The 23,019-nt window shown below is 61.1% G+C and carries 33 protein-coding genes; 29 read left to right on the top strand and 4 right to left on the bottom strand.

All coding sequences use genetic code 11. The features are described 5' to 3' along the window. Positions 1–359: 359 nt before the first annotated feature. The 3 genes from BMY25_RS19750 to BMY25_RS19740 all read left to right on the top strand — a co-directional run bounded on the left by BMY25_RS19750 (position 360) and on the right by BMY25_RS19740 (position 2,571). Complete coding sequence (locus BMY25_RS19750; protein ID WP_092499898.1) at positions 360–902, top strand: hypothetical protein; 543 nt, start codon at positions 360–362, stop codon at positions 900–902. A gap of 14 nt (positions 903–916) precedes the next feature. Continuing rightward, on the top strand, positions 917–1,915 hold the full coding sequence (locus BMY25_RS19745; RefSeq protein WP_092499896.1) for a Kiwa anti-phage protein KwaB-like domain-containing protein: 999 nt from the start codon (positions 917–919) through the stop codon (positions 1,913–1,915). A 125-nt stretch (positions 1,916–2,040) separates the two neighbouring features. Continuing rightward, on the top strand, positions 2,041–2,571 hold the full coding sequence (locus tag BMY25_RS19740) for a hypothetical protein (RefSeq protein ID WP_143062067.1): 531 nt from the start codon (positions 2,041–2,043) through the stop codon (positions 2,569–2,571). Positions 2,572–2,661: 90 nt separating this feature from the next. Here the strand turns inward: BMY25_RS19740 and BMY25_RS19735 are convergent, their stop codons facing one another. Next, a complete protein-coding gene (locus BMY25_RS19735) occupies positions 2,662–2,985 on the bottom strand; it encodes a hypothetical protein (RefSeq protein WP_143062066.1) in 324 nt (107 codons plus the stop codon). Between the two features lie 230 nt (positions 2,986–3,215). Between BMY25_RS19735 and BMY25_RS19730 the strand changes: the two genes are divergently transcribed. After that, positions 3,216–3,533: a hypothetical protein gene (locus BMY25_RS19730; RefSeq protein WP_092499890.1), complete on the top strand. Its 318-nt coding sequence runs from the start codon at positions 3,216–3,218 to the stop codon at positions 3,531–3,533. A 39-nt stretch (positions 3,534–3,572) separates the two neighbouring features. Here BMY25_RS19730 and BMY25_RS19725 read toward each other — a convergent pair whose 3' ends face one another. Next, positions 3,573–3,821, bottom strand: a complete 249-nt coding sequence (locus tag BMY25_RS19725) for a P-loop NTPase family protein (RefSeq protein WP_092499888.1) — start codon at positions 3,819–3,821, stop codon at positions 3,573–3,575. A 67-nt stretch (positions 3,822–3,888) separates the two neighbouring features. Between BMY25_RS19725 and BMY25_RS20620 the strand changes: the two genes are divergently transcribed. The 15 genes from BMY25_RS20620 to BMY25_RS19655 all read left to right on the top strand — a co-directional run bounded on the left by BMY25_RS20620 (position 3,889) and on the right by BMY25_RS19655 (position 12,173). Then, positions 3,889–4,080 carry a hypothetical protein gene (locus BMY25_RS20620; protein ID WP_143062065.1) on the top strand — a complete coding sequence of 64 codons (192 nt, stop codon included), beginning with the start codon at positions 3,889–3,891 and terminating at the stop codon, positions 4,078–4,080. 4 nt (positions 4,081–4,084) lie between these two features. Then, complete coding sequence (locus BMY25_RS19720) at positions 4,085–4,531, top strand: hypothetical protein (RefSeq protein ID WP_092499886.1); 447 nt, start codon at positions 4,085–4,087, stop codon at positions 4,529–4,531. A gap of 19 nt (positions 4,532–4,550) precedes the next feature. Further along, a complete protein-coding gene (locus BMY25_RS19715) occupies positions 4,551–5,102 on the top strand; it encodes a hypothetical protein (RefSeq protein ID WP_143062064.1) in 552 nt (183 codons plus the stop codon). 232 nt (positions 5,103–5,334) lie between these two features. Next, positions 5,335–5,901 carry a hypothetical protein gene (locus BMY25_RS19710; protein WP_143062063.1) on the top strand — a complete coding sequence of 189 codons (567 nt, stop codon included), beginning with the start codon at positions 5,335–5,337 and terminating at the stop codon, positions 5,899–5,901. Between the two features lie 52 nt (positions 5,902–5,953). After that, positions 5,954–7,768, top strand: coding sequence for a phage terminase large subunit family protein (locus BMY25_RS19705; RefSeq protein ID WP_238858441.1), 1,815 nt, complete (start codon positions 5,954–5,956; stop codon positions 7,766–7,768). A 9-nt stretch (positions 7,769–7,777) separates the two neighbouring features. After that, a complete protein-coding gene (gpW, locus tag BMY25_RS19700) occupies positions 7,778–8,005 on the top strand; it encodes a gpW family head-tail joining protein (RefSeq protein WP_238858440.1) in 228 nt (75 codons plus the stop codon). Between the two features lies 1 nt (position 8,006). Further along, positions 8,007–9,350: a phage portal protein gene (locus BMY25_RS19695; RefSeq protein WP_092499878.1), complete on the top strand. Its 1,344-nt coding sequence runs from the start codon at positions 8,007–8,009 to the stop codon at positions 9,348–9,350. A 73-nt stretch (positions 9,351–9,423) separates the two neighbouring features. Beyond that, positions 9,424–9,648 (top strand): hypothetical protein, encoded by a 225-nt coding sequence (locus tag BMY25_RS19690; protein WP_092499900.1) that lies wholly within the window; start codon positions 9,424–9,426, stop codon positions 9,646–9,648. Then, entirely contained in the window at positions 9,635–9,862 is a 228-nt protein-coding gene (locus BMY25_RS19685; RefSeq protein WP_092499876.1) for a hypothetical protein, read from the top strand. Before BMY25_RS19690 ends, BMY25_RS19685 begins: the two co-directional genes overlap by 14 nt. Next, the gene (locus BMY25_RS19680; protein WP_092499874.1) at positions 9,855–10,046 is read left to right on the top strand and encodes a hypothetical protein; all 192 of its coding nucleotides are present in this window, start codon (positions 9,855–9,857) and stop codon (positions 10,044–10,046) included. The genes BMY25_RS19685 and BMY25_RS19680 overlap by 8 nt, the downstream gene beginning before the upstream one ends. A 76-nt stretch (positions 10,047–10,122) precedes the next feature. Further along, the gene (locus BMY25_RS19675; RefSeq protein WP_092499872.1) at positions 10,123–10,458 is read left to right on the top strand and encodes a hypothetical protein; all 336 of its coding nucleotides are present in this window, start codon (positions 10,123–10,125) and stop codon (positions 10,456–10,458) included. 69 nt (positions 10,459–10,527) lie between these two features. Beyond that, positions 10,528–10,767, top strand: a complete 240-nt coding sequence (locus BMY25_RS19670) for a transcriptional coactivator p15/PC4 family protein (protein WP_092499870.1) — start codon at positions 10,528–10,530, stop codon at positions 10,765–10,767. Then, positions 10,767–11,057 carry a helix-turn-helix domain-containing protein gene (locus BMY25_RS21490; protein ID WP_092499868.1) on the top strand — a complete coding sequence of 97 codons (291 nt, stop codon included), beginning with the start codon at positions 10,767–10,769 and terminating at the stop codon, positions 11,055–11,057. Before BMY25_RS19670 ends, BMY25_RS21490 begins: the two co-directional genes overlap by 1 nt. 58 nt (positions 11,058–11,115) lie before the next feature. After that, complete coding sequence (locus BMY25_RS21405; protein ID WP_346432160.1) at positions 11,116–11,598, top strand: DUF6074 family protein; 483 nt, start codon at positions 11,116–11,118, stop codon at positions 11,596–11,598. Continuing rightward, positions 11,595–12,173 carry a hypothetical protein gene (locus BMY25_RS19655; protein ID WP_092499864.1) on the top strand — a complete coding sequence of 193 codons (579 nt, stop codon included), beginning with the start codon at positions 11,595–11,597 and terminating at the stop codon, positions 12,171–12,173. Before BMY25_RS21405 ends, BMY25_RS19655 begins: the two co-directional genes overlap by 4 nt. A gap of 174 nt (positions 12,174–12,347) precedes the next feature. On the opposite strand, the gene BMY25_RS19650 is transcribed toward BMY25_RS19655, so the two are convergent. Together BMY25_RS19650 and BMY25_RS19645 are read right to left on the bottom strand one after the other, a co-directional pair. Then, positions 12,348–12,785, bottom strand: a complete 438-nt coding sequence (locus BMY25_RS19650) for a hypothetical protein (protein WP_092499862.1) — start codon at positions 12,783–12,785, stop codon at positions 12,348–12,350. A 259-nt stretch (positions 12,786–13,044) separates the two neighbouring features. Continuing rightward, entirely contained in the window at positions 13,045–13,383 is a 339-nt protein-coding gene (locus BMY25_RS19645) for a hypothetical protein (protein ID WP_092499860.1), read from the bottom strand. Between the two features lie 317 nt (positions 13,384–13,700). Between BMY25_RS19645 and BMY25_RS19640 the strand changes: the two genes are divergently transcribed. From BMY25_RS19640 to BMY25_RS19590, 10 genes are all read left to right on the top strand, one after another. After that, the gene (locus BMY25_RS19640) at positions 13,701–13,937 is read left to right on the top strand and encodes a hypothetical protein (RefSeq protein WP_092499858.1); all 237 of its coding nucleotides are present in this window, start codon (positions 13,701–13,703) and stop codon (positions 13,935–13,937) included. A gap of 154 nt (positions 13,938–14,091) precedes the next feature. Continuing rightward, entirely contained in the window at positions 14,092–14,745 is a 654-nt protein-coding gene (locus BMY25_RS20610; protein WP_143062061.1) for a hypothetical protein, read from the top strand. 130 nt (positions 14,746–14,875) lie between these two features. Then, positions 14,876–15,475 (top strand): hypothetical protein, encoded by a 600-nt coding sequence (locus BMY25_RS19630; RefSeq protein ID WP_143062060.1) that lies wholly within the window; start codon positions 14,876–14,878, stop codon positions 15,473–15,475. A 3-nt stretch (positions 15,476–15,478) separates the two neighbouring features. Beyond that, positions 15,479–16,105, top strand: a complete 627-nt coding sequence (locus BMY25_RS19625) for a hypothetical protein (RefSeq protein WP_092499852.1) — start codon at positions 15,479–15,481, stop codon at positions 16,103–16,105. 67 nt (positions 16,106–16,172) lie between these two features. Next, positions 16,173–16,364, top strand: a complete 192-nt coding sequence (locus BMY25_RS19620) for a hypothetical protein (RefSeq protein ID WP_177176962.1) — start codon at positions 16,173–16,175, stop codon at positions 16,362–16,364. Between the two features lie 253 nt (positions 16,365–16,617). Then, a complete protein-coding gene (locus tag BMY25_RS19615; RefSeq protein WP_143062059.1) occupies positions 16,618–16,821 on the top strand; it encodes a hypothetical protein in 204 nt (67 codons plus the stop codon). 1,292 nt (positions 16,822–18,113) lie between these two features. Continuing rightward, complete coding sequence (locus BMY25_RS19605) at positions 18,114–19,559, top strand: hypothetical protein (protein WP_143062058.1); 1,446 nt, start codon at positions 18,114–18,116, stop codon at positions 19,557–19,559. 43 nt (positions 19,560–19,602) lie between these two features. Continuing rightward, entirely contained in the window at positions 19,603–20,370 is a 768-nt protein-coding gene (locus BMY25_RS19600; protein WP_092499844.1) for a hypothetical protein, read from the top strand. Next, on the top strand, positions 20,370–21,668 hold the full coding sequence (locus BMY25_RS19595; RefSeq protein ID WP_092499842.1) for a hypothetical protein: 1,299 nt from the start codon (positions 20,370–20,372) through the stop codon (positions 21,666–21,668). The genes BMY25_RS19600 and BMY25_RS19595 overlap by 1 nt, the downstream gene beginning before the upstream one ends. 71 nt (positions 21,669–21,739) lie before the next feature. Beyond that, positions 21,740–22,840 carry an OmpA family protein gene (locus tag BMY25_RS19590; RefSeq protein WP_143062056.1) on the top strand — a complete coding sequence of 367 codons (1,101 nt, stop codon included), beginning with the start codon at positions 21,740–21,742 and terminating at the stop codon, positions 22,838–22,840. Positions 22,841–23,019: the final 179 nt, after the last annotated feature.

The following is a 23,019-nucleotide window of genomic DNA, read 5'->3' as shown; positions in this document are numbered from 1 at the left end:
GCAGGATCCCGATGATCTGCTCTTCCGTGAATCTCGCTCGCTTCATTCCGTCCGTCCGTCCTTTCAAGGGCCGGACTCTAACGCCGCGTGGAGGATATTCTTAGGGGCAGGTCAAGCGTAAGAAGTAGCTCCGGCGCGAGTTCTCAATTGGCATCCGCGTCTCGCACAGAACTCGTCCACAAAAGGTTCCAACGCCTCAGATTTAGACGTTCCTGTCGAGCAACGCCCGTCCCGTCCTGCGGCCCACGAGCGCCGATAGGCAAATCGGTACAGCCATCCTATTAGAATCTCTTCAGAGACCGCTCTTGCGGATGCGTGAGGATCCTCTAGAGTTCGTGTTTTGTTCTGGATGGTGACGAATGACCAGCTGGTATCGCGCTCGCTTCCTGTTCTGCTCGTTTTCTCCTTTGTACCTCTTGCTCTTTGCCGGGGAGGCCGCTCAGCATGACTGGAAAAACGCTAGTACAGGTATAACCGGGTTGTTCGTGATGGGCCTCTCTGCCTGCGCGTTCTTTGCGTCGATCCTCATGTTTAACGAGTTGCGCTCGGGCTTCGAGCAAGGCTCTCCAATGCGTTATGCAGTTGACGACATAGAGCCACTAGACGAGAGCGTGTTGAGCTACATGCTCTCCTACATTCCCCCACTTATGATTGATGATCTTAGCTCGTGGGCAAAGGTTGTCCCTGCGTGCGTATTTTACGCCGTTCTGATGCTGATTATGTTCAGAACTGACACCGTCTACGTTAATCCCTTGTTTTTACTGTTTCGCTATCGAATTATGCGGGCGAAGCTGCCTTCAGGAAGGTCGGGTGTCATAATCACGCGCCGATCTAACTTTCTTCCTGAAGAGATACTAACGCTTCACGAAATACAACCTTCGAAGCTATTCTATGCCTCCTAAGGTAGGGGTTATAGATGGCATTGATCGATGACGCGTTCGCAGCTCTCGCTGACATACGTGTCGCGTTGGGAGCTGGCGATAGAATTGGCTGTCACGTTTTTTTCTTTTCACGTCATACCAGAGAGCGTCCGCACGACTGGTACAAGTTGGCGATGGAAGGGGCCGTGGCAGACCAACTGGCGTCGGCTTCAAGGCACTCCCTTGCGAAGTTAGAGGGACGCGCAGCCGACGACCAAGCGCTCTCCGAATTTGACTTCGATGCGATGGTGGAGGGTAGTATTGGGGTGCTCAAGGTTGCAGAGGTTCCGGCGATCGCCGAATGGCTTGACGAAGTACCTCAGGACGATTGGCCGGTTCGTTTCGACGGTGACGAGCGATTGCTCGATCAAGCCAGGTTCTACGCTACTCGGCTAAATTTTGCTGATGGCCGCCGTTTGACTCTCTTCAGAGGATCGAGAGGGCTCACTGTCACTCTCAGGAAAAAAGGGGCAGTTGCTGCAGCGTTCAGTCGAGATCGGAACGAGATGGTGGCAATCGATGGCGCCGTCGTGAGCTTCGATGGACTGATCGATTTTTTCGCTTGGGAGGGGCTGGTCTTCATAGCGAATTTCAGGACCTTCGAGTCAGTGACTAACATCAGGGATGTCACCGTGCGGAAGTCGGGCGAGGCTATGGACGCGTTGGCGTTGAAGTTCGGGCTCGGTCCGAACTCCGACGAGCTAAAGGCAGAGATCGGGAAGAGGACGATGCTTGCCAAACGATTGGCCGCAGCTCATCGCTACGGCTTAATCAATGATATCGATCCTCAAAAACTCGTCGACAGGGCTGCCCAAAAGCGACTTCGGTTGAGATGTCGAATAGAAGAGGGAAACGCTCACTTCGAAGTCGATCACACTAACAGAGGTCAAGTAGAAGACTTTGTCGACCTTCTGACGGATCTGTTCTTGCAATCTCCTGTTACTGGCCGCGAGTGGGAGGCGGTTGTTAAGCGGACTCCGAAACCAAGGCAGTAGTGCAAGCTCTTGGATCGCATCCTCCGAGATGTGCTTAGCCGAAAAGTGGCGCTTGCGAATCTTGTAGGGCAGGCTACCCTGTCCTTGCCCCACGACGTGCTGCGGCGACCCATTGGAGGGCCGCTGTGGCAAAGAAGAAGCTCAAGATCGTACCCGTACGCGAAGCGAACGGGAGATTGTCGCGTGCTAGCAGGCTCGTGACTGAAGCCTGTACGCCGGGTCAGGCGAAGCGGCTGCGGGATGCGGCGCTACTGGGGATGGCAGCGCCAGAGTGGGCGACTGAGATTGGCCGACTGTTCTTAGCCAGGCGACTGACACCCGAGCAGTATGAAGCAGGCAAGCGTTGGGGCCGTTTGGCTTCGGCAACTCGCAAGGCGTTGGCCGCGCCGAAACCGGTGGCAAAGGCGGCATCTCTGTTCGGAGGAGGCAGTATCCGAGAACCCGATCCGGACAGCGACGAGGGGCTCGAACTTGCCAAGAGCGAGCGTAAGATTCTTGCCGACATGGATGCGGCTAAGGCAGCATTGGGGGAGGGTGCGCCCGCCGCAGCAGTGCGGGCTTGCTGCGAGGAGAACGAGGTGCCGGTCGGCAGTCTCGGTATCCACAACCTTCTTGCTGGTCTCGATGCCCTCGCTGAACACTGGGGATTGACGTAAAGCCAGCCTTTATGTCAGATCACCATATTCGAACATCTGCGCCCGCCCCAGAAATCGCGGCGGGTTTTGCATTTTAGGGCTACGGTGCGCTTACTTCAGCTCCTTCAAGCGAGCATCCATCGAGAAATGAAGGCCGGTCTCATCGACGTGAACGTCTGAAACAGCAAAGACTGCAATGTAGCCCTTGCGTCGGAACTCCGAAGAATCTGCAGAGACATCATCGTCAGTCAGGATGACCCTTTTCCCCGTCCTGATCGCATCGATCAACTCGTCCCATTTCTTTTCTCCTGGCCTAGCGAACGGGTCATGGTAGCGGCCACCCCGCCACCAGTGCTTGTGCACACAAGGAAGCTTCTCCCCGTCGGCTCTGGCGAACCATGAGCCTCTCTGACCTGTAGCCTTGATCTTCTGCATCAAAGATTGCTCCAGCGACCTGCCGGCGGACCTATCTCCGGATGATCCGAGAATAACCATCGCACAAAACCGGCTAGCATCGAAGATCGCCGCTTTGCCCTGTGACAAGCCACCCCGCCTGCCTCTTGAGGAGGCGCTGGTTGGCTGACCCGTCCCCGCTCTGCTTTGGCATCGGGCTTATGCCCCGTTGATCATCCGATCAGCGGGGCTTTTCGCATCTGGAGAAGAACATGCCCGATCAGAAAATCTCCGCCGACACCGTTACCATCGCCGCCGGCGATCTCGCGGGCGTCACGCTTGAGGTCTCCGAAGGTGGCGAGCAGCGCACCGGCCACTTCACGACCGAGTACGACGCCAAGAACTGGGCGAAGGAAAATCTCGACGGCAACCTGGTCCTGAAGGCCTCGACCTACGACGTGATCAAGGCCGATGCGCCGGCAGCGCAGGCCGATACCGTGATGGCTGAAGACACGCTCGGCAGCGTGGACGCGAACGACGTCGTCATCGACCCGGCAGCGTCGTCAACCGATACGACCGCCGTCTCCTGATGACAGAAGCAGCAGCCGTCGCTCGTCGCAAATTGGGGCTTAGCGCACTCGGATGCTCGCAATCGCGTCGGAGTAGCGAGCTTTCGCATTCTCGAGAAACGCTTCCCGTCGGTCAGCAGGAATGCTCCAATAGTTCGTCTGCTCCATCGCTTTCAGTCCTCCCTCGAGAATCTGAGCAAGGAAAGCAGACGAATCCGGTTGGAGCAGCGCAATAGCTTTTAGCGCGGTCAAGGCGACCGTGTTTACGGCGGCGAACTCCGCCAGGGTATCTTCTTCAAAGCTGGCCACTCATCACTCCAACATCTGACGAATCTCGATGCTTGACGCTGGCATGGCGTGACAGAGAGGACAACCTTTGGCTGAGTGTCGCACCCTAGCATTGCGTCGGCTCTGGCTCGCATTCCGGCTGCGTCGTGAGATGCGCCTGCGCCGGAACGAGTCGCCGAAGCGCTCCATGATGATCCAGCGCGGCAACGAGCTGGTCTTCTACAATCTCGACACCGGTCGCGAACCGCGCGGCCGGTTCAACCTCACGGCTCTGCGGTAGGCCGATGCAGCCCGATCGCGTCATCCAGCTCACGTTCTGCCGGATCGAGGTTTATCCCGGCGACGTGGTCACCCACTTTCCGGACGGCACCTATTACGGTTCGCAGCCGCATGACACGCCAGAATATCGGGCGCTCGCTCAGCGGCTCGGCTACGGCCACGACATCGACGCCTACAACGTCGACCACGAGTTCTGCCACTCGTTCCTGCCCGAGGTGCTGAACGGCCAGCCATCTCGCGTCCTCTGGGCGCTGGCCCGCGGTCGTATGGCACCGCGCATGGAGATCCTTCACGAGGAGGCACTCGCGGTCATGTTCCAGGGCTTCCTGCGCGGCGATATCATCATGGCTGCGACCGCGCCGAAGCTGAACTGGTGGGATGTGAGGGAGGAGGCGAGAGGGCTGCTCAAGGGCATCGCTCCCATGCCGATGGCATCTCGTGCTCAATATTAACCTCAGCGCTTTCGAGCGCATGGCGTCCCTATTGGATGCCGCTGCCGACCAAGTGCCGTTCGCCCTCTCTCAGGCGCTCAACGATGCTGCCGAGAAAACGCGGGATCGGCTGATCAACGAGACATGGCCGTCCCATGTGACGGTCCGGAACAAGTCCTTCATGAAGGGCGCGCTGTCCACCAAGGGCGAGCGCGCCACCAAGCGGAAGCTCAGCGTCACCATCTACGACAAGCTGGGCAGGGCAAGCCTGAAGAAGCATGCCGAGGGTGGCGTGAAGCAGGGCAAGGGCAGACTGGCCATTCCCTCGGCCAAGGTGAGCAGAGGCGCCAGCGGCGTGCGCAAGACGCAGCGCCCGGCGAACCTGCAGAACAAGGTCGTGAAGGGCAACGCCATCTACCAGCGCGTCGGCAAGGGCAAGCGCTCCAAGCTGAAGCTGATGTATGGTCTCGCTCGCCAGGCGCGCATCAAGCAGGATGTGCCTTTCGAAAGCGACTTCCGCCGCTTCATGACCGAAGAGGTGCAGCGCGCATTCCCCGGCCGCATTCAGGCGGCGATGAAGACGCGGCGCTGAACGTCCGATTATTCTGTTCCTTTTTGCATGGCGTCTTGACTTTCCCTTGTTTGGGAGACGGCCGATTAAGCCCGATCAAGGCGTTCGCGGGTCCTTCCGGGGCCCCCACGGCCCGAGGGTAACGCGCGAGTGCGATTGATCTGTAGGTGCAGAGGTCCAAATGGTGTCCGCACCTGTTGACGGCATCTCGATCCGCGAGTTCGCCCGTCGTGACGGTTGCTCCGACAAGGTCGTGCGCCGGAAGATCGAAAGCGGCTATCTGCCTGTTCTTGCTGACGGAAAGCTTGATCCCGCACTGGTCGGGACAGCCTGGCGCAAGCGCAATGGGCCGGCTGCGGACAGTGCGGACAGCAAGGGTGCGGACAGGGACCAACTGTCCGCACTGGTGTCCGCACCTGCGTTGGAGCTGCCGGACACGATCGAGGATGAGGCGGAGCGCCTCGTCTTTGAAAGCGGCCGGGTCTTTGCCACGGAAGCCGAGGCCAAGCGCCACAAGGAAAGCTACCTCGCTCTGCTGCGCGAGCTTGAATACGACCGGGAGATCGGCGCCGTTGTTCTGGTCGGCGACGTGGTAACAGCCGTGACCGGAGAATATGCGCTGGTGCGCAACCGCCTCCTGAACATCGCCTCCCGAGTGGCGCCTCGCGCCGCGGTGCTGCGATCGGCGGAAGAAGTGAAGGCGCTGATCGACGCGGAGGTGGCGCTGGTCCTTGAGGAGTTGAGGCTTGACGGTCACGGAGGTGCAGACCCCGCCGACCTCCAGCAGTCGATACGAGAAAGGTTCGGGCCGTCTTCTTGATGAGCTGAGGCGAGGGCGGGCGGAGGCCCTGCAGCCGCCGCCGATCCTGTCGTTGAGCGAGTGGGCCGGCAAGTACGCTTTCCTCTCCGCGGAGACGAGTGCGGATGCCGGCAAGTTCCAAGCCTTCGGTTACCAGAACGGCATCATGGATGCGGTGACCGATCCCACGGTCAAGCAGATCACGGTGATGAAGTCGGCTCGCGTCGGCTACACCAAGATCCTCGACCACGTGGTGGGTTATTTCATCCACCAGGATCCGTCGCCGCAGTTGATCGTGCAGCCGCGCGTCGAGGATGCGGAGGATTACAGCCGGACCGAGATCGCGCCGATGCTGCGCGATACGCCGGTCCTGGCAGAGATCGCCGGCGACCTGAAGGCGAAGGATTCCAACCAGCGAATCCTCAAGCGGGTCTTCCGCAACGGCTCGTCGGTGTCCTTCGTCGGCGCCAACAGTCCCGGCGGGTTCCGGCGCATCACGGCGCGGATCATCGCTTTCGACGAGGTGGACGGATATCCGGCCGACGGCGCCGGCAACGAGGGCGATCAGATCGCGCTCGGCACCAAGCGTTCGGAATCGTTCTGGAACCGGAAGATCATTTTGGGCTCCACCCCGACGGTGAAGGGCGTCAGCCGCATCGAGAAGGCGTGGGCGGAAAGCGATCAACGGCGCTACTTCGTGCCGTGCCCGCACTGCGGCCACATGCAGGTCCTGCAATGGGCAAACCTGCACTGGGACAAGAACGAGGAGGGCGCGCCTCTTCCGGAGACGGCGCACTTCGTCTGCGAAGCGGAAGAGTGCCGCGAGCGCATCGAGGAACACGACAAGCCGGCGATGATCGATGCCGGCGAGTGGCGGGCGGGCAAGCCGTTCAATGGTCATGCCGGCTTCCATATCTGGGCCGGCTATAGCCTGTTCCCGAACGCCGCCTGGGCGCGGCTCGTCGAGGAGTGGCTGCGGGTCCACAAGGATCCGGCGCTGCTGCGGACTTTCGTCAACCTCGTCCTGGGAGAGACCTGGGAAGAAGGCGAGGGCGTCGAGAGCGCGAACCTGATCACCCGGGCGGAGGTGTACGGGCCTGACGATCTGCCGGACGAGGTGCGCGTCATCACGGGCTTCTGCGACGTGCAGGGCGATCGGCTGGAAGCGCAGCTGATCGGCTGGGGCGCCGACGAGGAATGCTGGCCATTCGTCTACGAGGTCATCAACCAGGACCCGGCGCAGCCACAAGCCTGGAAGGAACTCGACGCGCTGCTGCTGCGGCGGTTCGTGACGGCATCAGGTCGCAAGATCAGGGTGGGTGCCTTCGGGATCGACACAGGCGGCCATCATGGCGCGCAGGTCTACTCGTTCTGCCGGGCCCGGAAGGCGCGGCGGATCTTTCCGACCAAGGGCCGCGCCGGCAAATACCCGATGTGGCCAACGCATGCTTCGAAGTCGCTGAAGACGAACGATAACGTCTGGCTGATCGGTGTCGATGCGGCGAAGGAAGCCATCTATGCGCGCCTGGCGATCGCGCCGGGCGAAGATGGTGAGCATCGGCCGGGCCTGATCCACTTCCCGACGGAAGAAGGGTTTGGGCCGGACTACTTCGAGCAGCTGACGTCGGAGCGGCGCGAGACACGATACAAGGCCGGCGTGCCCTACACCGTCTGGGTTCTCCCGCCGGGCAAGCGGAATGAGGTGCTCGACACCTTCGTCGGCGCTCTGGCTGTGCGCCGGTCGCTGCCGCGGCGCATCGAACAGAGCCTGGAATATGCGGTGGCGCCCGACGCTCCATCGGATGCCGAGGGCAAACCGAAGGAAGCGGTGCGCAACCGGTTCTTCCAAGCTCGTCCGCTGGCGCGGATGAACGACCCGTACCTCTGAGGATGCTGAATGGCCGATCTGATGACGCTTCAGGGATGGCTCGCTGAAGCGCAGGTCGCCTATCACAAGCTGCTCACCGGCCAGGCGACGGTCTCCGTGTCCTACGAGGGCAAGTCTGTCAGCTTCTCGCAGGCGGACAAGACCGACCTGCAGGCCTACATCACGAGCCTGCAGAACCAGGTTGCCGCGGCGCAAGGCATCCGTGTCCGGCGCGGCCCCATCAATCTGGGCTTCTGACATGGGCTTCTTGACCAAAGCCATGGGCCGGCTGACCGGCCGGGCACAGATGAGCATGCCGGACTCCGAGACGAGCCATCATGCCGCCTCGCGCATTGCGCGCGACATGATGAGCTGGAACCGTGTCTCCCGGATCTCGCCGGATGCCGCGCTCCTGCCCGAGATGGATACGATCGCGGCGCGCATCGACGATCTGGCCCGCAACAACGGAATCGCATCAGGCGCCGAGCGCACCTTCGTCGACAACGTCGTCGGCCCGCGGATCATCTGCAAGCCGAACCCGGATATCGTTGCGATCGGGCGCGATCGGGCCTGGGCGGACGGCTGGTCGCGTCAGGTGGAATCGCTGTGGCGGTCGTTCACCGACACTGACTGGTTCGATGTCGGGCTGCGCTACAACTTTCACGTCTCCACGCGGCTGCAGGCACGGATGATCGCGGCGACTGGGGAGGGCCTGGCGCTGCCGCTCTGGACCCAGCGCACCGGGTCCAAGTGGAACACATCGCTGCAGCTGGTCGATCCGGCCCGTCTGTCCAACCCGTACGGGCAGATGGATTCGATGAACCAGCGCGGCGGGATCGAGCTCGACGATTACGGGGCGGCCGTCGCCTACAACATTCGCAAGACTCATCCGGGCGACTTCCTCGGGGCGCAGACTGCGCAAAGCCTCACGTGGGAACGCATCCCCGCCTACCAGACATGGGGGCGCCGGCGGGTGATCCACGTCTACGAGTCCGACCGGGTCGGGCAAACTCGTGGCAAAGCCGTGATCACCTCGGTGCTCCGGCAGTTCCGGATGTTCGACAAAATGAACACGGAGCAGCTTCGGCTGGCCGTGCTCAATTCGCTGGTGTTCGCGGCGCTGGAGACGCCGCTCGACAAGGATGGCGTGGAGCAGCTCTTCGCCGATGCCGAGCATCCCATGGCGGCCTACCAGGACTCGCTGCGGGACTGGAGCCTGCAGATGCAGGGCGGGGCGATGATCCCGCTGCCACCGGGGACCAAGATGTCGCCGTTCACGCCAAACCAGAACATGGTCGGCCTCGATCAGTTCGCGACGGTGATGCTGCGGGCGATCGGCACCGGGCTGAACATGCCTTACGAGTTGGTCTTCCGGGACTTCTCAAAGTCGAATTATTCTTCCGCCCGCGCCGCTCTCATGGAGGCTTGGCGCTACTTCAATTCGGTCCGTCAGTTCCTGACGGATCACTGGTGCGGCGTCGTGTTCGACCTCTGGTTCGAAGTTGTCATAGACCGACTGCGGAAAGCCCGAAAGAGCAACGAAAACAAAGCACTAGGCCGCCTCCGGGCGGCCTTTTGCGTACATGCCGTGGCTTACGTCTAAGCCCTTGATTTTCCTCAACTTCGCTCGGCGGCCCGGATCGTCCGCGCGACATGGCCGCGACATGAGGTGCGACATGGAAAAGATCGAAAACTCGGAAGCTGACCTGCTCTACGGGGTGCCAGCGATCGCCAGCTTTCTGAACGTTAGAGCCAGGCAGGTTCACCACATGCGCGAAAAAGGCAGTCTGCCAACCTTCAAGATTGCAGGCAAGGTCTGTGCTCGCCGTTCAGCCCTGACCGCCTGGCTCGCTAAGCAGGAAGCGGCGGCCGCCGGAGGGCGTTCCGATGACCGGCGCTGATCGCTCCGGCGAGATCGCCGCTTTTCTAGCGGGAACTCCCTTCGAGAGCTCCGAGCACGTCTACCCGGCGGTTGCCCGGCGCTGGCCGGACGGCTCCCGCGACGAACTCGCCCCCGGTTTCAGCCTGGCACGCCAGCACATCTACGCGGGCGACGAGGACGAGCTGGAGCGTTTTCGGCGTCTCGACCAGTTGGAGGAAGCGCAGGGTGTCTGACCGACCTGCGGACGAGGCGTCGGCGATCGCGGCCTTCCTCTATCAGAGCCGGTTAACCGATCCCGATCTGATGCTTGCCGCAATTCAGCGCTGGTGGCCGACGGCCACGACCGAGCACGTCGGGCAGGCGGCCGGCATGGCTCTGGCGACGGCCTATGCTGTACGGAGGAGGGCTCGTGCCTAGGCTGCGCTTCGCCCGTCCGATGCCGTCGTGGTGCTGCCCGTACTGCGGCGAGCCAATCGGCTGGCTGGGGCGGACGATGGCACTGCTCTTCGGCAACACCGTTCATCGGTGCAACCTCAGCAACGTTGATTGGCCAGTGGCTGAGTCGGTGCTAGATGCCGACCTTCTGACGGCGATCACCGGCGAGGCAATCGCAGCGTTCAAGATGCGTCGGGAGAGAGTGCTGGCGCTCGAAGAGGCGAGGTATGCTCGCGCGCTCGCGGAGCACCTGGTCAATACCGACTTGAGCGAGCCGGAGATCCAGGCCGTTCTGATCAAGGCCGCCGCCCCCTTTGCGACGGCGAGCAGCGGCGACGTTGCTAGCGCCATGCAGGCGATCAGCACCGCCCCCAGTTCCACCGAACGGCACTGAGCCGCGTCCTTCCCTGCAAAGCCTCCTCCGGCTCGCCATCGCGCGGGCCGCTTCCGTTTGGAGCTACTGATGTCCGATGACCTTCTGATTGCCGAGATCCGCAAGAATGCCCGCGAGACGATCCGCGTCGTGCTGAACGAGTTCAAGGGCCAGCGCCTCGTCGGCCTCCGCGTCTGGTACCGCGACGCTGACGGCCAGATGAAGCCCGGTCGCGAGGGGTTCGCCTGTCGGATCGAGCAGCTCCCGGAGCTTGCCGACGCGGTCTCGCGCGGTCTGGAGACCGCCCGGGAGAAGGGGCTCGTCAGCTGATGGATGCTGCCGCTCGCATTCGGCTGGAGCAGACAGCGGTAACGATGGAAAGAGAGGCTGCCGCAATTCGAGCGCTGCTCGCCGAAGATGCTGAGCCGTTCGTACCGTGGTCAACGGATCGACGTCTCAACACCGGCGAGGCAGCAAAGCTCGCACGTGTGTCCGACGCTGTAATCCGTGACTGGATCAAGAAGAAGCGCGTAGACGGCGCAAGAATTGGCGGTCGCTGGACTGTCTCGGAGGCGTCTCTCCAGGTTTTTCTACAAAATCGGGCTGAGCTCACGCGGTAGTGAAGCGCGACGTGGGAGAGCCACCGCTACTGCAGCCGAGACTAGCTGTGCACGCCGCATGAAATTCGGTGAAACGCATCGTAACGCGAGTTCCGATTCGCACGACGGTGTCGCAAATTCCCGGACGTCCGAGAAGGTGGGCGTCACTACGTGTTGGCAGGCTCAGAAGCAGCATTGCTTTATCCGGGCTTGTAGCATTGCCAGAGCAATGCCAGCCGATCATCATCCTGAGGAGTCGAGCATGAGAGCCGACCAGTCTGGCACCGCGCGCGTGGTCGCGCTCGCGCGTTGCAGTGCAGAGGTTCTGCCGTTCCCAGCCGTCCGCCGGCGTGACTTTGTGCTTCGGCATGCGTCGCGAATGGCACAGCTGTCTCACGATGCCGGCGAGCGTCACCTCCGGCGACAGCTGGACATCCAGGCCGAAACGATGGCCCGCCGCGGGATCATTGCCGAGATGATTGCTTCCGAGATCCGGGCGCTGGAGGCGGCGATTCGGGCGGAGCTTTGGCTTCTAGTTCTCACGCCGGGAGGCGCGGCTTGATCCGGACCAAGGTGGACCAAAAGGGCAGGGACACCAACGTCGTGATCGGCCGCGCGCGCAAGGCGCTTGGCCTCCCCAAGGGAGTCGGCTGGAGCGTTCCGGTGCCCGGCGCGCTCCTGGATTCGCCCGCCTGGCTCGTCCTCTCACACCGTGCCTTCAAGGTGCTCGGGGCCATCATGGCGGAGCATGCCCGGACGGGCGGCAAGGAGAATGGCGCGCTTGTGGTCCCATACAGCGACATCGAGGCGCGCGGGCTCCGCCGGCCGTCAATCTCGGAGGCGATCGCCGAGTTGCAGGCGCTCGGGCTCGTCGCGGTCACGGATCGAGGCGGCCGGTCTTACGGGTCGCTTCGGCGTCCCTCAACCTACCGGCTCACCTGGCTCGGAACTCCGGACGCTCTCGGACCGACAAACGAATGGCTGGGGAGCAAGACGGAAGACGAGGCGAGGGCGCGCGTGGAGCGCGCCACTGCCGTCAAGAGAGCTACGGGAAAGCAAGCGCCTTCAGCCTCTCGCAGGGATGCTGCCGAAAAACCCTCTCTCCCAAGATCTAATAGAGCAGTTACGCCAGCGTAACCGGGGAATGGGTCAGGTCAGCACCGAAAACATTGAGCTTTTTCGGCCCCTGGTTACGCCAGCGTATCCGGGAAAATGCACGAAACGTAACCGGGGACTTTTCTGCGGGCCGGCTTTGCAGCGCGCTCCGGCGCCCGGAGAAGCAGTCCTCGATGGCGTCGTGCCGAAGAGCCTCTAACGAGGCAGCCCGGTTGCACGTTTATCCCAATAGGCAAACGAGAAGGCAGCACTTTCCAAGGCCACGAAAAGGACGTCAGCCTGAGCGGTGAATTTGCGGTTCGCGTGATCCACGTTGCTCTCGCGGACGAAGCCGAGAAACCGAAGGCTCCACGCGGTATCGATGATCTTATCTGCTTGCAGACGCCGCCGAATGGGAGCGAACCAACGTGACTCCCGCTCGGCAACTCTGCCAAAGAGTGAGGTGAGGCCTGCGGCGCTGCTTACCTCGACGACCAGCACGTCCTTGTGCTCGAAGTCCAGGGCCAAGATATCGGGACAAGCGCCGCCATCCAGCGCGTCCTTGTCATAGGGTACGTCATACTGCGGACTGACGAACACCTTGCCGCCTCTGGTAAGGTAGAGTTCGACCAAGCTCTCAAGCTGAGCGTCCATTCCCGTTGTCCTCCTTGCGACCTTTCTACAGCGTGGATCAAGTTGGCAGCGACTCGCCAGCTCTTTCTCGGGTCCTTCCGGGGCCCTCGGCGTCGAGGGGTACGCGCGAGCTCGTGCGATCTCCAGCGCCTAAGTTTCCATAGGGGTCCTGTACCCATGACAGCGGGCAACGATCACGAATGAGCGACGAGAAACAGCCAGTCTCGCGGGCGCCCAGCAAGTGGAGCGTCGCGCGCCTCGTAGTGGAATGGGCCGCCGATCAGCGGACCGTGAAGAGGAAACTCGACGCGGCGGGCGTGCAGCCGTGCGACCGGATGAACGGCGCGCGCCGGTCTACTATCTTCGGGACGTCAGTGAAGCGTTCTTCGGCCAAGCGCCCGTGCGGACGCAAGACATCGGGCTGGCGGAAGAGCGGACGCGGCTGACTGCCGAGCAGACAGATCGCGAGGCGATGAGGAACGCCATTATGCGCGGAGAGTTCGTGCGCCTTGATCAGGTCAAGCAGAACGTCTAGCGCGACTATGGCGTCGTCCGGGATCGCCTCCTGGCGATGCCCGGCAAGCTTGCTGATGCCCTGACAGGACAGGGCGGCCGGCATCGAGGCCGCCCTCCGTGATGAAATCCACGAGGCTCTGTCCGAACTGAGCGGGCCGGCCAAACTTCAGGCAAGCCTATCGGTCGCCATCATCGACCAGGATGCGGACACGTCTGGGGCGCCGAATCCTGCGCGTGGCAGGGCGAAACGAGAGGCAATAGGCGCAAAGGCGGGGAAGCATCCGAGGAAGTAGCAGCCTGTCGCGCGACAGTCGCACCCGCGTCGCGCGACGGTCGATCGACGTTTTCGACGTTTCGCATCAACGTTTTCGACGTTTCCGCATTTGGAGCGAAGCCGTTGTCCCCGGTAGGTTCGGAGGCATGTCTCAGCCGCACCATCACCTCTACTTCATCGATCGCCTGAACGTCTCGGTGCCGTCCGACTTCCGTGAAGCGGTGCGGGCAGCTGCCGAGGGCCGGGGCATCACCATGTCCGATTATGCCCGGGAAGCGGTTGCCGAGCGCCTGCAACGCGAAGGCGTGACCTGCGCCAGCCTGCCGGCCGTGAATGCGCTCACCGCCTTCCGCAAGGCCATCGCGCCGGGAAGGGCGCGCTGAGGATGGTAGGCCGGCAGCCGACGTCAGGAGGGGCCGGGGGCCATCACGGGTCCTTCCAGGGTACCCCGGGCCTCGGGGGTAACGCGCGAGTGCAGTCCCCGACTAGCTCCAACATTTTCAAACCGCTTAACTGTGCAACTCCGGGGGGTTGGGGGTGACGGTCATTACCAAGGCTGCACTTGCTGCTGAACTTCGCGTTTCTAAGCCGCGGATCTCGCAATACTGCAAGCGAGGACTTCCGGTTCGCGGGGACGGTAAAATCGACCGTGAAGCCGCGCTTAACTGGATTAACCGCTACTGCGTATCCCAGACCAGCGCGGACAAGGGCGCGAACCGAGCGCAACGCATCGTGCGCGAGGGCGGAGTTAAGCCCGCAACGCCGAAGCAGTCCGGGCGTTCGAAGCCGATGCCCGGCTTGCCGAAGAGCGTGCCGCACGGCCTGGAGCCGGTCGACGACTGCTTCAATCCATTCGATCAGGGAGCGTTGGCCGTCGGCATGAGCCTGGCCTACCGCACCGCGGGCAACGCTACGGTCGTGGCCGTCATGGCCGGGGCGCCAATGAAGATCGCCTACACGATAGAGCGCCTGATGAAGATCGCCATGATGGAGGCGGTCGCGTCCGTCTGCGAAGGTCTCGGCCCCTTCGAGGGAAACGCCGATCCTGACATCTGGAACCTCGAGGCCTTCGTGAAGCCTCGGTGGGAGTGGTTGGCGCTGCAAGCGGGGGAGCCGGTCGATGAGGCGGCGTGGGAGACCTACCGGCAGGAACGGCTGCAGATTGAGGGAGCGGCGCTCAGCGATGCCTGAGCCGAGCAACATGGGGCATCTCGCCCTGTTCGGAATGCCCGGTGGGGACCGGGCAGCTGAGACCGCGCTGACGGGTGACATTTCCCTGCGTTCGTCGGCGCGGTCTCGCACCTCACAAGGGGGAGGCCCCATGCTTAATCAGCACATCATCAATACGAACGTCAAAGCTTGGACGGCACGCTATACGCGGGACGGCGTTCCGCCGGAGGCGATCGCGCAGGTCACGAGCAGCTATGCCCGAGGAGCCATGTCCTCAATGGAGGCGGTTGATGCCCTCCGCGCCCTTCGAGGTCAGCACGGGCCGATGGCCCAGGCGTCCCGGCAGCCGGCGCGAGCGCAGCCGTCACCGTCGCGATCTACCGAGGCCGAGCCGCTGCCAAGATGGCTGGCCCAGTCGTTCAGTGCCCCAGCCAACGCCAACGGCTGGAAAGCCTCACGGACGATCGATGCCAAGGCGATCTTCGCCCGCCGCGCCGAGGCCATGCAGACCGGCAAGCCGACGCCGGCCCCGGTAGCCGATAGCCGGGCCGGCCGGATCTTCGAGCAACGTCGGCAGGCCGTCGCCGCGGGAGGCGAGCGAATGGCCGCCGATCGCGCCGCTGCCCGTGGCGAAAGAGGGCCGGCAGAAAGCGCCAGCGCCGCCGCGGCCACGCTACGCCGATCCAGTGCCGAAGCCATTTTTGCCCGGCGCCAGGCGGCCGTTGATGCGGCCGCGAGAGACAGGAGCTAGTCCATGTCGAAGTTTGATTTGCCGAGCGAGGTTCGCAATGTCGCCGACGCGGTGCACGCCATCATCGCCGAGTGCGACCGCGTCGCCAGCCGCGCCGATGGGCTGATGGCCCAGCGCAACGAGGCGGAGGCGATCCGTACCGCCGCCCGTGAGCGCCTCCTCCGTGCCGAACTGGAGGGCGCCAGCGACAAGGCGGCGGAGAAGGATCTCCGAACCGCGGATGAGACCCTGGCCAGGCTGGAGGGCCTGACCAGCGCCGTCGGCACCATGAAGGCCGATCTTGCGGAGCGCCTGCAGAAAGCTGCCGAGGAATACCGTGCCGCCCTGAACCGTTGGGCCGGAGCGCGGGAGAGGGAGGTCCAGGAACAATTCAAGAAGGCGGTAGCCGGCCTGGCTCCCATCGTGGCCGAGTTCAACGGGCTTCGGAATATTCGCTCCGGCAACTTCACCGAGGTTCGGATCGGTGGCTTCGCCGGGGTAGAGACGGAGTTCCTCCGCGGCATTGATCGCGATGCCGGCGAAAGCACCAGCGCTGTGGCGGCCGTGAACCTCGCGATCGAGTCCCGGATCCGGCGTCTCAAGCCGGTAGAGGCGAAGCGTTTTCCCGCTTCTCCGCTGATGGTGGCCTGACATGGCGAAGAACCCGAGCACTATGGTTGCCACCCCGGCAGACGAGAACCGCCGCGGGGTCACCGGCATGAGCGACGAAGAGCGAGATACCTTCTTTCGCCAGAACCCGGCGCATCCGGCAAACCGGGCGCTGGCCGCCTTCGACGAGCAGGGCGGCAAGCGCAGCCACGTCATCGAGGGGAGGACGCCACCGGAGGGCAAGAACCGCTTTGGCGGTCTGAAGACCCGGCTCCGCAATCCGCTGAACGAGAACGAGTAGGAGGAGGCCTTCCGAGGTCACAGGAGCTTGCCGAGATCGTTGTCAGCGGCAACCGGCTCCGCGACTGGAGACGGTGTCAATCTCCGCGGCTTACGCACGATCGCCAGCCCGAACGTTTCGCTTCTCTGTCAGCGAGACAGAGGCAAGCCCGAGCCATCGACGTTCACGAAGTCGCGGGTGAAGCCGGGCGACGGTTGTGAAATCTTGAACGGGTCTGTGGGAGGTCGGCCTGCAGGTCAAGGTGAAGTCGGACATGATGATGATCGATGCCGATCTGACCGTCTGCGGTGTGGAGTTCAGTCAGGACCAGGGCGGCACGACCACGACGCTCGATCTGGTCACCCAGAACGCATTGAAGGGCTTCGGCGGCGCGACCGGCATCGTTCCCGATGGCGAGCCCTTCGCCAGCGTGACCCCGAACAGTAAGGCCACGGCCGACGCGCCGGATAGTGTGTGATCTCGGGCGCTTGATAGAACGGACACGTACGCGCAAGCTGCCGTTGCACGATGTGGGTGAGGCTTCTGTGAAGTACGACGTTTATGGACCCTTTTGGACCCCACGCTTTCAAGCCAACATATCTCGGGAGAGCCTGATCGAGTTCTGGGACGAGGTAGAGGAGTGGAGCGAGGGCCTTTCACGGGCAGTTGGGATCTATGTCTTCTCAACCTGTCACGGTGCCACTTACACACCTTGGTACGTGGGTAAGACGAACGCGAAGGCGGGCTTTCGGGGTGAGATTTTCCAGACTCATAAGTTGAACCATTACATCTCTTCGTCGGAACGAAAGCGGGGCGCCCCCGTCCTTCATTTGATCCCTCGCATTGAGCCGAACCGGGGTAATTTCTCCCGGAGTTCAGCTCGTGCTGAATATGGAGATCGACGCTCTTGAAACAGCAATGATTGCCATGGCGCTTCGCGCGAATCCTGATGTTCGCAACTCCAAGAAGACTTGGTTCATTCGGAACTGCTACGTGCCTGGCATCCTAGGCAAGCCGATACGCGGCAGACGACCGGAAAGCGTCGAGACTCTTCGAGCATCGTTCAAGATCTAAGACGCTGTGGTCGTGGAAACCGATCCAAGGCGGGCCTTTCAGGACCGGCTCCCTTCGCTAAGGTGCGCGAGCGGCTGTTCGGCGGCCGGCCACAACTCGGAGCGCCGGATCAAGCCGCTTATCGAAGCGGACCAACAGGCCAATGTGTGGCCTCTTCCGGCATTTGAGTTCTGGCGGGCTTCTCTTGCGTGCCGCCGTCTCCTATGCGAACGGCGTAGAAGCCAGTGCTTCCCCGAGATAAACTAGCGAACTGCCTGTGGGCAGTGTCATAGACATCTCGATCTTTGTTGTGCGATTGCAGTTGCTCGTCTTAGCGTTGAGCCTCTTAATCGAGCAGGAAAGACATGGCCGGGCGACTTCGTGTTGGAGCAGGTGCAGCAGCGGTCATTGGCCTGCTCTCTACCATGCCGGTATCAGCAGCGAATGTCTTGCGACTACCGGTATGGCTGAAGTCTCCTCCTCCCCGGAATATGTCTCGGATCCCCGTGCAGTCCTGCTGTAAGCACTGCCGCAAGGGGAAAGCATGCGGGAACACCTGCATCAGTCAGAACGATGAATGCTACAAGGATGCTGGCTGCGCATGCGACGGATGATGGCTTCACTGTACACTCGAAGAGGCGTTGAAGGCGCCAATCTGCAGTTGCTAGCGCTTGCAAGCTTGCTACAGCATCCCCCTGTTGATCCAAGGACATTCCATTGAAGAACAGCCCGTTCCGAGCTCTCGTGGAGACCTTATCTCGTCCGGGACATGATTTCCGCTCCTCGCTGGAAACCTTTCCCGACCTTGATGTCTCGAGAGTGGCATCTGAGCTGCAGCTTGAGACATCTGGATCGGAGCGAGGGGCCAAGGACGAACCTCTGGCCGGTTCTGCTGCGATGGACGAGGTAGAGGCAAGAATTCTGGAACGGGTCGAATCCGTTCGGAAGTCGTCGCACGCAATCCTTGAGGACGAGCTTAGGACCTATGGGGAGAGGCTTTCCAACTTGGATTTCGAGGCTCGCTTTGGTTCTATCCGGACTGGAAGCAAAGCGGTCCTCGCGTCTTTTAACGCGGAAGTCGCAAAGGGCATCAACGATCTGCACGACCGACGGCGCCACCTAAGGGAGACAGAACGGGAGTATGAGACCTTTCGTAAGCGCCATCACCTGGAACGAACCGCTTATGTGCCCAGCGGCCTTGCCACGGCCCTCAAGTGGTCATTGCTTGTCTTCCTAGGTACGGTAGAGGCCGTCCTGAATGGCTACTTCCTGTCGGCAGGTAATCTTCAGGGATTGCTCGGGGGATTCAGTGAGGCAGTAGCCTTCGCCTTCATTAACATCGGTTGGGCGTTCCTCTTGGCGCGTGGTGCATCGCTAGTTCACCACCGTTCTGTCGGTCCGAGGCTAGCGGGTCTTCTCTGCTTCTCTCTCTATGCCCTAGGCTGCCTTGGATTCAATCTCGCTCTTGCTCATTATCGAGAAGCCACGATCGCTCTCGCTGAAGGGGGAGGACGTGAGGTAATCGAGCGGCTCCGTACTGCTCCGCTTGGGCTCAAGAACTTCAATTCTTGGGTCTACTTCGCTATCGGATCGCTGTTCTCGTTGATCGCCTTTATCGATGCACACGGAATGATGGACCCGTATCCCGGCTTCGCGAAGCTTGAGAAAAAGCTGTCTGAAAAGCGGGACAGCTATAGGGATGAAGTCGCAGGTCTTATCGATGAACTGGCCGACATTAGGGATCGGTTCAAGGAAGAGATGGAGATGATCAGCCGTGACCTATCGGTGAAGCGGAGCGAGCATGAGAATATCCTGATTAGCCGTACGCGGCTCATCCATCTCTTCGATCAACATCAAGCGCAGCTTGAAAGGGCAGGGAACACGCTGCTGACCATCTACCGTGAGCCGAACACCAGGACGCGCACTACTAAGCCCCCGCGTCGTTTCAGCCAGTCCTGGAAAATGGATCGAGTTCAGGCGCTTGCAAACGTTCAAACTGATTGGGAGCCTAAGGAGCTGGGCAAGCGAATATCTGAGGCGCAGGACCTACTCACTGCAGAACTGACGCTGCTTTACAGCCAATTTGATGAAGCTATCCGCAGATACCGGAGCTTGGACGAGATCGTACCCGAGCAGGATGTTGTGCATGTCAAGGCGGCGTAGGCGCACCCGCTCTCGAGGTGGGGCGGGGATCGGCACCATCTTTTTGATCTCCGCGTTGGTTATTGGAACGATCGCAATCGTCAGCGTTTTCGCCTGGCTCTCCCTCACGACCGAACGACGGCCTGTTCTCGAAGCGAAGACGCTCTGCCCCGTCGATGGTCCGCAGTCCCTAACCATTGTGTTGTTAGACGCGACGGATGCCATTCCCGACATCGCTCGGCGGCAGCTTGCGGTGTATCTTTCGGACCTTGCTGGTAGAACGCCAGAGTACGGTCTTTTGGAGTTGAGGCTCCTCGATCCCTCAAATGAGGAGGGGAGGACAGTTTTCTCCAAGTGTAATCCTGGCGACGGATCCAACCTGAGCGAGTTAGTCGCCAATCCTGCGCTCGCCCGAAAGCTTTGGAACGAGGGGTTTCGTACTCCGCTGAATGATGCGCTTGAGCAGACGTTAACCGTAGGCAAGTCCGATACGTCACCGCTGATGGAAACAATTCAGCGAGTTGCGGTCGAGAGATTTGAGGGCGACAAGGTACGCGACGCTGACAAGCAACTCATTGTTGTGTCCGACATGATTGAAAATGGCCCCTACTACTCGCAATACCGGGCAGGTGTGTCGTGGGATGCGTTCAAAAACTCAACAGCCAAACAAGCTCTCTCAGCTGACCTGTCTGGCGCGGAGGTGCGGATCAAATATGTCGTCCGACAGGGTTCCCGGTTCGACGCAAACCGACATGTCGATTTTTGGAGCCACTGGATCACTGACAACGGCGGCAAACTGATAGAAATTGAGAAGCTTGAGGGGCTCGGCTGATGGCAAGGAACGACGGAAGGCGCAAGTTCGCAGCTATCTTCAATCCGGTTGTTTTCTTCGCGTTCATTACTGCTGGTGCGGCCTACATCGTGGTCGCCAAGTTTTTTGGTTTGGCCCCGTTCCTGGTGACATCCGTTCCAGTTGGGCTTCTGGTCCTGTACTCGGCAATTGTGCAGTTCCTGCCGTTCGCGCGTCTGCGTGCCGACCAAGCAGGCGACAATGTCTACTATCTCGGCTTCCTCTATACACTGACAAGCCTGGGCGCTTCGCTGTACCAGTTTCATTCAGATGCGCCCGTGGAGGAAATCCTCAATAATTTCGGCGTCGCGGTCGCTACCACTATCGCGGGCGTAGCTCTCCGGGTTGCTTTCAACCAGATGAGCATCGACCCGCTGGATGTGGAGCATATCGCACGCTTAGAGATGGCTGAAGCAGCCCGCAAAATGCGCCGCGAACTTGATGCTACCGTAGTCGAGTTGGCTCATTTCCGCCGCGGGACGGAGCAGCAAGTCAAGGAGGGTTTCGATCACGTCAGAGAAACCATGACGGGAGTGTCCGGGGCGATTCTCGCGCGTTTCGAAGAAATGACTGTAAAGGCGGCCGAGCCTTTTCGTACGTCGTCCGAGAGCTCAAGCGCCACTTTAGCGAGCCTCGCGGATGCGCTGGGCAACACTTTAGATGCCGCTGCCAGGAGGCTCGCAGAAGAGAATGACAAGCTGGCTACGCAATCTGCAGCAGTAGCCGCAGCTCTTCAGACCACGTCTGAAAATCTTGCTAAGATGCAAGGGCCGGACAAAGTCATAGAAGTGAGTATGAAGCCGATCTCGGACGAGCTTGCTACCGCTGTTCGAGAGTTCGCCAAACGGCTGGAGGGAGCAGAGAGCGCAGCTCAGACGCGGGGTGAAGCAGCTGCTGAGGAACAGCGCCAGCACACTCAAACCTTGAGAACTCTGGCGGCTCAGTTTGAAAGCAGCACACGCTCGTTAGCCGAGGCGGCGGAAAAGGTCGCCGCCCGAGATGAGGCTTTTGTGCAAGCAATGCAAAAGGTGGATGGAGCCGTCCGGAAGGTTGACGAGGGAGCTCACTCGCATGCTGCTGCAGAACAAGCGTTGCGAGCGGCGTCAGTCGAGGCGGCTACCGGAGCTGCCGCGTTGCAGTCGGTGGCAACGAAATTTAGTGCCTTTCTAGATGGGTTGCGTCGCCAGCCGGCAGACGTGAGGTCCCCAGGGCTCGATGCCGCGACCATACATCAGCATGAGAGCGAGAATGATCGTTCCGGCGCTGGAGCGTCTCTCTGATGGCTGTACCCTCCCGAACAATCGGGGCTGATGACGCTGGATATCGCCGCGGCCTCGTCTTGGGGCTGACCATGGCAGAGATTATGTTGCTCCTGATCTTCTGTTTGCTTCTCGGGACAGCGGCGGCGATGCAAAGCCAACAAAAGAAGCGAGAGCAGGCGGAGAGCGCCCTTGAGGCTGCCCGTGCGGCGCTAAGCGATGTAAGAAGCAAGACCTCGTCACTTGAGGAAGCCAACCGTCGTCTGAGAGAGGCGGCCATTCAGAAAGATGCTGAGTTGGCCAGATTGGCAGCTCTCGCGAACGCTAGCCAACTTGGGGACGAAGCCTCCAGGAGGCAGTTTGAGGAGGACTGGAAGCGTCTCGTTGCTTCGGACGAGACTGTCAGAAACCTGAAGGAGTCTGGTTTAGATCCGGAGCGACTGATTTCGGAAAAGAATGATGTCCGCGAGATGATGCGACTGATCGACCAAGGCGCGAATGTCGGCAGCTTAGAAGCTTCGGCCCAGAAACAAAAGGCTCTTCAGCAAGCTCTGTCCACTAACCAAGAGCTGGCTAACAAAGCCCCTAACGAGCTGGTTCACTTGGCCGCCGAGGGACTTATGACGCAAGCTAAGCGCGCCGGCCAGCATGACTGGCCCCCCATAATCAATCTCAGTGAGGCAAAAGGCTATAGCTTCCCAAGCGGGAAAGCGGGCCTGACTACGCAGTTCGAGCACAAGTTACAGACCTCGATCGCTGATCAGGTTGCGGAGATCGTAAGAAAGTACGACGCACATGTCGTTGAAGTCGTGGGCCATACCGATGAGCAGCCAATGGGTGGCCGGACATCGAACCTCGATTCGAGCCTCGTCAAAGCTATTGCCGGGACGTTAGACATCGGCCAGCTGAATCCTGCTGATAATGCGGGCCTCGGAATGGCTAGAGCGGTCTCCGTTGCAAGTGTCCTGCGTCGTGACCCAAGGCTATCAGGCGTAGCGGTGCTGCCCCTCTCAGGTGCCCAGCTCATTAAGCCGGCGGATGTACTGACTGATGGACTTGCGCCCGGAGATTCAAAGGAGCGTCGACGCATCGAAATTCGTGTTCGGCGTCAGGATGGTCCTGCAGCGGTAAGCATGGATGAGGTGGCCCCAACTCCGGCGAATAAAGGAGATAGAGTGCGGAGCATGAAATGAGCTCCCGGCTGGTCCAGCCTGCCACTTGGGGCAAGGGATGGAACTCTAGGCAATCACTCCTGGGCCGGCGGCTCGAACGGTCGAGAAAGAGCCTTCCGATCATTCCAGTTCTCCAGATACCAGCCTGCCACAGCGGCCGACTCTGTGAAGGTCACGTTCTCGGCGTTCCGCTTCTCGGC

This window comes from Faunimonas pinastri, from assembly GCF_900110915.1.
GTDB classification, from domain to species: Bacteria; Pseudomonadota; Alphaproteobacteria; order Rhizobiales; family Afifellaceae; genus Faunimonas; species Faunimonas pinastri.
Note: the sequence above shows the minus strand (reverse complement) of the source record. Positions and strands in the feature narration are given on the sequence as shown.